General features: G+C 72.0%; 7 protein-coding genes and 1 pseudogene. 4 read left to right on the top strand and 4 right to left on the bottom strand.

Features of this window, described 5'->3' with window-relative positions; translation table 11 throughout:
- Positions 1–120: 120 nt before the first annotated feature.
- Entirely contained in the window at positions 121–1,293 is a 1,173-nt protein-coding gene (locus tag AB0B91_RS63965; protein ID WP_357659776.1) for a serine hydrolase domain-containing protein, read from the bottom strand.
- Positions 1,294–1,465: 172 nt separating this feature from the next.
- Positions 1,466–2,308, bottom strand: coding sequence for a helix-turn-helix domain-containing protein (locus AB0B91_RS63960; protein ID WP_357659774.1), 843 nt, complete (start codon positions 2,306–2,308; stop codon positions 1,466–1,468).
- Between the two features lie 25 nt (positions 2,309–2,333).
- On the opposite strand from AB0B91_RS63960, the gene AB0B91_RS63955 reads away from it, so the two are divergent.
- Both AB0B91_RS63955 and AB0B91_RS63950 read left to right on the top strand, forming a co-directional pair.
- Complete coding sequence (locus AB0B91_RS63955; protein WP_089002847.1) at positions 2,334–2,840, top strand: VOC family protein; 507 nt, start codon at positions 2,334–2,336, stop codon at positions 2,838–2,840.
- Positions 2,841–3,085: 245 nt separating this feature from the next.
- Positions 3,086–4,030, top strand: coding sequence for an acyltransferase domain-containing protein (locus tag AB0B91_RS63950; RefSeq protein ID WP_357659771.1), 945 nt, complete (start codon positions 3,086–3,088; stop codon positions 4,028–4,030).
- Between the two features lie 268 nt (positions 4,031–4,298).
- On the opposite strand, the gene AB0B91_RS63945 is transcribed toward AB0B91_RS63950, so the two are convergent.
- The gene (locus AB0B91_RS63945) at positions 4,299–4,454 is read right to left on the bottom strand and encodes a hypothetical protein (protein ID WP_197697776.1); all 156 of its coding nucleotides are present in this window, start codon (positions 4,452–4,454) and stop codon (positions 4,299–4,301) included.
- 37 nt (positions 4,455–4,491) lie between these two features.
- On the opposite strand from AB0B91_RS63945, the pseudogene AB0B91_RS63940 reads away from it, so the two are divergent.
- Both AB0B91_RS63940 and AB0B91_RS63935 read left to right on the top strand, forming a co-directional pair.
- Positions 4,492–4,710: pseudogene (locus AB0B91_RS63940) on the top strand (methyltransferase domain-containing protein); the annotation flags it as partial.
- Positions 4,711–4,930: 220 nt separating this feature from the next.
- Positions 4,931–5,626: a GAP family protein gene (locus AB0B91_RS63935; RefSeq protein WP_089002849.1), complete on the top strand. Its 696-nt coding sequence runs from the start codon at positions 4,931–4,933 to the stop codon at positions 5,624–5,626.
- Positions 5,627–5,766: 140 nt separating this feature from the next.
- On the opposite strand, the gene fdhD is transcribed toward AB0B91_RS63935, so the two are convergent.
- A partial coding sequence (gene fdhD / locus AB0B91_RS63930; protein ID WP_358342764.1) for a formate dehydrogenase accessory sulfurtransferase FdhD occupies positions 5,767–6,528 on the bottom strand: 762 nt, incomplete at its 5' end.

The raw sequence follows: 6,528 nt of genomic DNA, 5'->3' as shown, positions 1-6,528 counted from the left end.
CTCCTCGATGACCTGCTGCGCCGGGGCGTGCCGCCGTCGGAGCTGGACGGCTGGCCGGCGGTGGAAACGCCCGGGGTGCTACGCCGCCGGCGCAGCCGACGCGGCCCCCGCTGACTCCCGTCAGAGCATCCCGAGCGCGGCTCCGATGACGGCCTGAGCCGTACGGCTGAGCTCCTCACCCTTGGCGTCGGTCCCGGTGATCGAGTACTGCGTCCGGAACCGGCCGTCGCGGGTGGACGCCACGCCGGTCAGGTAGCCGAACCGGGAGCCCGTCTTGATCCACAGGACTTCGCCTCCGGGCAGCGGGAACGCGGTGAGCCCGGCGCTGTAGCGGGCCGGACCACCGGAGACGTCGGGGACAGCGGGCAGGGTGAACATCTCGGCCAGTTGGGCCGGCGGCACGACCCGGCCGGCGAAGAGCGCGGTGACGAACGTGTCCAGGTCGGCGAGGCTGGAGATGACGTTGCCGGAGGCGGGGGTGAAGGTCTGGCTCCAGGTCGTGGCGTCCATCAGTTCGGTGGCTCCGTCGCGTACGACGGCCTGGTATCCGTGTGCGTGCGGACCGAGGATGCGCGGGTCGTCGCCAGGGGCGTACGTGTCTCGCAGGCGGAGCGGGCGGGCGATCCGCCGGTCCAGCTCCCGCGCGTACGCGTGGCCGGTGACCTTCTCCACCAGCAGGCCGGCAACGATGTAGCCCATGTTGGTGTAGTGCTGCTTCGTCCCGGGTGCGAACTGCCTGGGGTTGCGCAGGCCGAGTCGCACGATCTGCTCCGGGGTCCACCTGTCGTACCGGTGGGCGAGCTGCCACTCGATGCCGTCCGGCATGGTCGGGCTGGGGATGCCGTTGGTGTGGTCGAGCAGTTGGCGGACGGTGACGGTCGGGTAGTCGGCGGGCAGCAGCCCGGGCAGGTGACGCTGCACCGGGTCGGCCAGGCCGATGCGGCCCTCGGCGACCAGTTGCAGCACCAGTGCGGCGGTGAAGACCTTGGTGACGCTGCCGATCCGGAAGCGTGCGTGCGGCGGCACGGGGGCCTGACTGCGCAGGTCTCGGACGCCGGTGGCGCCGGTCCAGCAGCCGTCCGGGGTGATGATCCGGACCTGGGCGCTGGTGGCGTCGGAGTTGGGTAATCCGGCGATCGCCTGCCGGAGTGGGCCGGGGTCGAGGGTGCCGGGGCGGCAGTCGGCGGCGGAGCGGGCCGGGGGTGCGGCGGTGACCGCGCCCGGGGTCACGACGGTCAGCACGGTGGCGAGCGCCGTCGCGACGAGAGCGGTCCGGCCATTCACGATTCTCATGACATCGAGCCTTGCCTCCCGGTGCCGGCCGGGCATCGGGGAGATTCCCCTGGCGCACCCGCATCGGACGATCGGGGATAACCCGGTCATCCGTGGCAGCGGCTCGACCTCGGGGACACCAACGTGGCAGGCGTGCATGGCCGCGCGGCAGATCAGGTCCGGCGACGTCCTGTCACCCCCCGTCCTCCTCGCGCGTGGCCCGCTGTCGGTAGCTGCTCAGGGAGAGGCCGAGTACCGACCGGAACTCGTTGGCGAGGTGGGCGTGGTCGCTGTAGCCGAGGTCGGCGGCGACCGCGGCCAGGGTCGTGTCCGGGTCGGTACGCAGGCGTTCGGCCGCCTCCTGTAGCCGACGCCGACGGATCATCGTCGACGGCGGCAGCCCGACGTACCGTCCCGCGAGCCGCTGCAACGAGCGGGTGGACAGGCGCACGCGTACGGCGGCATCCTCGACCGTCCGGATCGTCGGATCGGTGTCGATGGCCTCGGCCATCGCGTTGGCCAGCAGCGCCTCGTCGTTCGGCCGTGGGATCGTGTCGCTGAGCCACCCCGCGAAGGCATCGACGGCCCGGCGGTGCCGGGTCTGCCGGTCGCCCGGCCCGGTCATCTCGCGGTGCACCCGCTCGTGCAGGACGGGTAGGTCCACGGCCTCGTAGCGGTCCCGCAGGGCCGCCGGATCCGCGACGAGATGGCGTACGGCCGCCGGCCGCAGCAGGGCGCCGACGGCCCAGCCCGTGCCGGTGAGGTCACGGTACGAACCGCCGGTCGTCGGTCCGGAGATGCCGACCGCGTCCGGTTCGACGACGAGGTTGCAGGCGGGGAAGGCGATCAGCTGCTGCCGGGAGGACCGCCCCGGCTGGATCTGCCACTCCGGGATCCAGAACCATCGCACAAGCTGCCGCACCGCATCCGGCGGCGGGAGCCGGTCGAACGTGGGCAGCCGCGCCGGGTAGAGGACACCCCGTGGGCTCGCCGCATCCGTGCCGGCCGCCTGGCGCGAATCTTCAAGCCGGCCCACGCCCGCCATTCCTACGATCGGTCACATGACTGCAACGAGCCGAGCCGCCGACGGTGAGCACACCACGAACGGTACGCCGCACGGCGCCACCAGCCTGACCCCCTTCCTGGCGATCCCCGACGCACGCGGCGCCATCGACTTCTATCGGGACATCTTCGGTGCCCGGGTGGTCGACGTGACCGAGATGGGCGGAGTCGTGGCCCACGCCGTCCTCGACTTCGGCCACGGGCTGCTGCAACTCGGGGAGCCGATGCCCGACTACGGGCTCGTCGCGGCACCCGAAGGGGACCAGGACTGCTACTCGATGGGCCTCTACTGCCCGGACGTGGACGCGGTCGTCGCCCGGGCCGAGGCGGCCGGCGCCGTCGTCCGTGAGGCGCCGTCCACCTTCGTGTCCGGCGACCGGTTCGCCAGCATCAGGGACCCCTTCGGCGTACGGTGGTCGGTCATGACCCGGGTGGAGGACCTCTCCGAGAAGGAGAGCGCGCGACGGGTCGCCGAATGGGCCGAGCAGCAGAACCAAGCGAGCTGACACGAAAAGGCGAGCGTCGCCTGGAAGACCTAACGTGTCGGGCGTGAGGAACGAAGGCTGGTTGGCGGGACACCAGGGACTCCTACGAGACGGTCGTGACCTCGCCCGAGAGCAGGCTCGGCGGCATCCTCTTCGCACGTCGGCATCCCTAGCCCTGTCCCGCGAGCCATGGCCGTTGTCAGGCGGGTCCGACCCGAGCGGTACGGGGCCGTGGGAGACGCCGACCGGCCGGTAGGGTCGTCCGCGTGGACCTGGACGACACCGCCGCCCGGCTCGGGGTGCCCGTCGAGGACGTCGAACGCGTACACCGGCTCGCCGGTGACCGGCCGTCGGCTCCGCTGCCCGCCAGGGCCGACGCGCCCGCGATCCTCGACCGGCTCGCGGTACGGCCGGACGACGCCGCCGAGATCATGGCGGGCTGGCCCGACTCCGACTCCCCACTCTGGACGCCGGAGCTCCGCTGGCTGCTCGACCGGTCGATCGCCCTGGTCCGCGCCGATCTCGGGGGCCACGGTTGGCTGCCGCCCGGTCCGGAGTTGCCGCGCGAGCGGGGTCCCGCCTGGCGGCATCTCTACGTGTACGCGTACCTCGCCCTGCTCGACGCTGTCAGGGGATACCACCGCGACCACGGCATCGCCGACGCCGTTTCGTGGGCGACCCTCGCGGACCTGGGCCGCAACCTCGCGATCGACCGGCGAATGCAGCGCGAGGGCTGGCCGGTCATGCAGAGCTGGCTGACGCTGCACGCCCGCGGCGGCCTCTACGAGCTGGGCCGGCTGCAACACCAGCGCGGCGGCACCGCCCTCGACCTGCACATCCCCGAGGCGGGGCCGCTCACCTCGGAAGCGGTCGCGGCGTCGCTCGACCAAGCCCGCGCGTTCTTCCCGCGTCACTTCCCCGACGAGCACTACACCGCGTTCGCCTGTGGCTCGTGGCTGCTCGACCCGCAGCTACTGGAGTACCTGCCCGACGACTCCAACATCGTCCGGTTCCAGCGGATGTTCGAGCTGGAGCCCTACGAGGAGCCGGAAGGGCTGGACGCCGACGTCGAGGTGCTGCGGTTCGTGTTCCGCACCCTGACCACGCCACTCGACGAACTGCCGCGCCACACCGTGCTCCAGCGCGCGATCGTCGATCACCTGAAGGCCGGCCGCCCCTGGCGCATCCGCCGAGGCCGTTTCCCGTTCTAGCGCGTGTTTTAGAAGCGGTGCGGTCGGATCGCAGTCCTGGCGGCGTTCCGACGGCGTTCCGGCAGGCGGAAGACCTGGACGGCGCGCAAAGCTGACGAACCACTCCCCCGGGAACGCCGATACCTGTGCGGCATAAAAATACCCGTGTGGTATCGGGCGAACGGACTACACGCCGTCGTCGAGATCCGGCGCAGCCAGTCACGGCTTATGAAACAGAAGGTGGCACCCCAGCCCCACTCCGGCCGTCTGCGGCTGCGTGTACGAGGGGTCAATTCCTGAGCCTGCGCACCGCAGTCGAAGACACCGTGACCAGTTCGGGCTGCGCGGGCAGGAACACCGTGGGGACACCGAGCGACTCGTTCATCGCGGCGAGCTGGTACTCGCTCTGCAGGTCGGTGGTGTTCCGCAAGCCGCGGACGATCACTCCTACTCCGTGGTCACGGCAGTAGGCCAGCGGCGAGGTGGCGACGTACTACGCGAGGCACCGGCGAGGTTACCCGCCCGAGGTGCTCGACGCCCTCGTCGGAGCGTTCGGCCTCGACGCCGACGACACGGTGGTCAACCTCGGCTGCGGCACCGGCCAGTCGAGCCTCCCGCTCGCCGCCCGGGTCGGGGCCGTCGTCGGCGTGGACCCGGAGCCGGACATGCTGGTCCTGGCCCGCCAGGCCGCCCTCGACGCCGCGACGGTCAACACCACGTGGCTGCTCGGCGCGGACAGCGACCTGCCCGCGCTGGACCACGCCACTACCGGGAGGACCGCCTCCGGGAGCGCCACTACCGGGAGCGACGGCATGGCGTTCTCCGTCGAAAGATGTAGGGGACGTTCGTTCCACGGACCGAGTCGGCGGGTACGGTGCCGGCACAGAATGGTTCCGTGCCCCAACCCACCGCGAGCACCGCATGAGTGTCGGACTGCTGCTGACGCTCGCCGGCCTGGCCCTGGTCGACAGCACGAGCATCGGCACGCTCTTCATCCCCGTCTGGCTGCTGCTCGCACCCGGGCCGGTCAACGCCCGCCGGATCCTCGGCTACCTCGGCACCATCGTCGTCTTCTACTTCGGCGTCGGGCTGCTGCTCGCCCTCGGCGGCAGCCGGCTGGCCGACGTCCTCGGCGGGGCGATGGACAACCGGCCGGTGCTCTGGGCCCAACTCGTCCTCGGGGTCGGGCTGTTCGTGCTGAGCTTCCGCTACGACGGCAAGCGGCGTCCGCGCAGCGGAGGCGTGCTGCGCTGGCGGGACCGGGCCACCGCCGGCGACTCCTCGGCGCGGTGGCTGGTGGGGCTGGCGCTGCTCGCCGCGCTCGCGGAGGTGGCGACGATGCTGCCGTACCTCGGCGCGGTCGGCCTGCTGACCACCTCGGGTCTCGGCGCGGCCGAGATGGTGGGGCTGCTCGCCGGCTACTGCCTGGTCATGGTGCTGCCGGCGGTGCTGCTGCTGGCGGCCCGGGTGACCCTGCCGAGGCTGATCGAGCCGGTGCTGGCCCGGCTCAACGCCTGGATCATGCGGACCTCCGGCAGCATGCTCGGCTGGGTCCTCGGCATCGCCGGCTTCCTGCTGGCCCGCGACGCCGCGTTCCGGCTGGGGCTGTTCAGCTAGGGGCGCATTTCAACGGCATGTGAGGCCTGGCGAACCACTGCCGCCGGAACGCTGATACCTGTGGGGCATAAAAATGCCTCTGTGGTATCGAGACGGAGAGGACCACACCGCCGCCGTCGAGCCCGGCACACGACGCGGGGTCAGGTGGCTGTTCCGGCCGTGGCCACGCGGTCGGGGCGGGCGTAGACGTTCATCGCGTCGCCGCGCAGGAAGCCGACCAGCGTCAGCCCGGCCTCCTCGGCCAGCTCCACCGCCAGGGTGCTCGGCGCGGAGACCGCCGCGAGCAGCGGCACCCCCGCCATCCACGCCTTCTGGGTCAGCTCGAAGCTCGCCCGCCCGGAGACCAGCAGGACGTGCCCGGCCAGCGGTAGCCGCCGCTCGCGGACCGCCCAGCCGACCACCTTGTCGACGGCGTTGTGTCGGCCCACGTCCTCCCGCAGCACCACCAGGTCGCCGTCGGCGGTGAACAGACCCGCCGCGTGCAGGCCGCCCGTGCGGTCGAAGCCGCGCTGCGCCGCGCGCAGCCGGTCCGGCAGCGCGGTCAGGACCGCCGCCGGCACGGTCAGCGGGTCGTCGCCCACCGCGAAGACCGATCGGGTACGCACGGCGTCGATGCTCGCCTTGCCGCACACCCCGCAGGAGCTGGTGGTGTAGAAGTTCCGCGCCGGGTCGACGGCGGGTTCGGGCACGCCGGGTGCCAGCACCACGTCCACCACGTTGTACGTGTTGGGCGTCTCCGCGCCGGCGCAGAGCTGCGCGGTGCGTACGTCGTCGGCGGCGCGGATCAGCCCCTCGGTCAGCAGGAAGCCGATCGCCAGGTCGAGATCGTCGCCGGGCGTACGCATGGTCACCGCGAGCGGCCGTCGCCGCCCGGGGCCGGCCGCACCGACCCGGATCTCAAC

This window comes from Nonomuraea sp. NPDC049141, assembly GCF_040648415.1.
Lineage (GTDB): Bacteria > Actinomycetota > Actinomycetes > Streptosporangiales > Streptosporangiaceae > Nonomuraea.
The sequence above is the reverse complement of the archived record's forward strand: the minus strand, read 5'-3'. Positions and strand labels throughout refer to the sequence as shown.

Excerpts from the sequence above, each read along its gene's own strand:
- AB0B91_RS63965 (WP_357659776.1), bottom strand. The coding sequence starts at position 1,293 with ATGAGAATCGTGAATGGCCGGACCGCTCTCGTCGCGACGGCGCTCGCC.
- AB0B91_RS63955 (WP_089002847.1), top strand. The coding sequence starts at position 2,334 with ATGACTGCAACGAGCCGAGCCGCCGACGGTGAGCACACCACGAACGGT.
- AB0B91_RS63935 (WP_089002849.1), top strand. The coding sequence starts at position 4,931 with ATGAGTGTCGGACTGCTGCTGACGCTCGCCGGCCTGGCCCTGGTCGAC.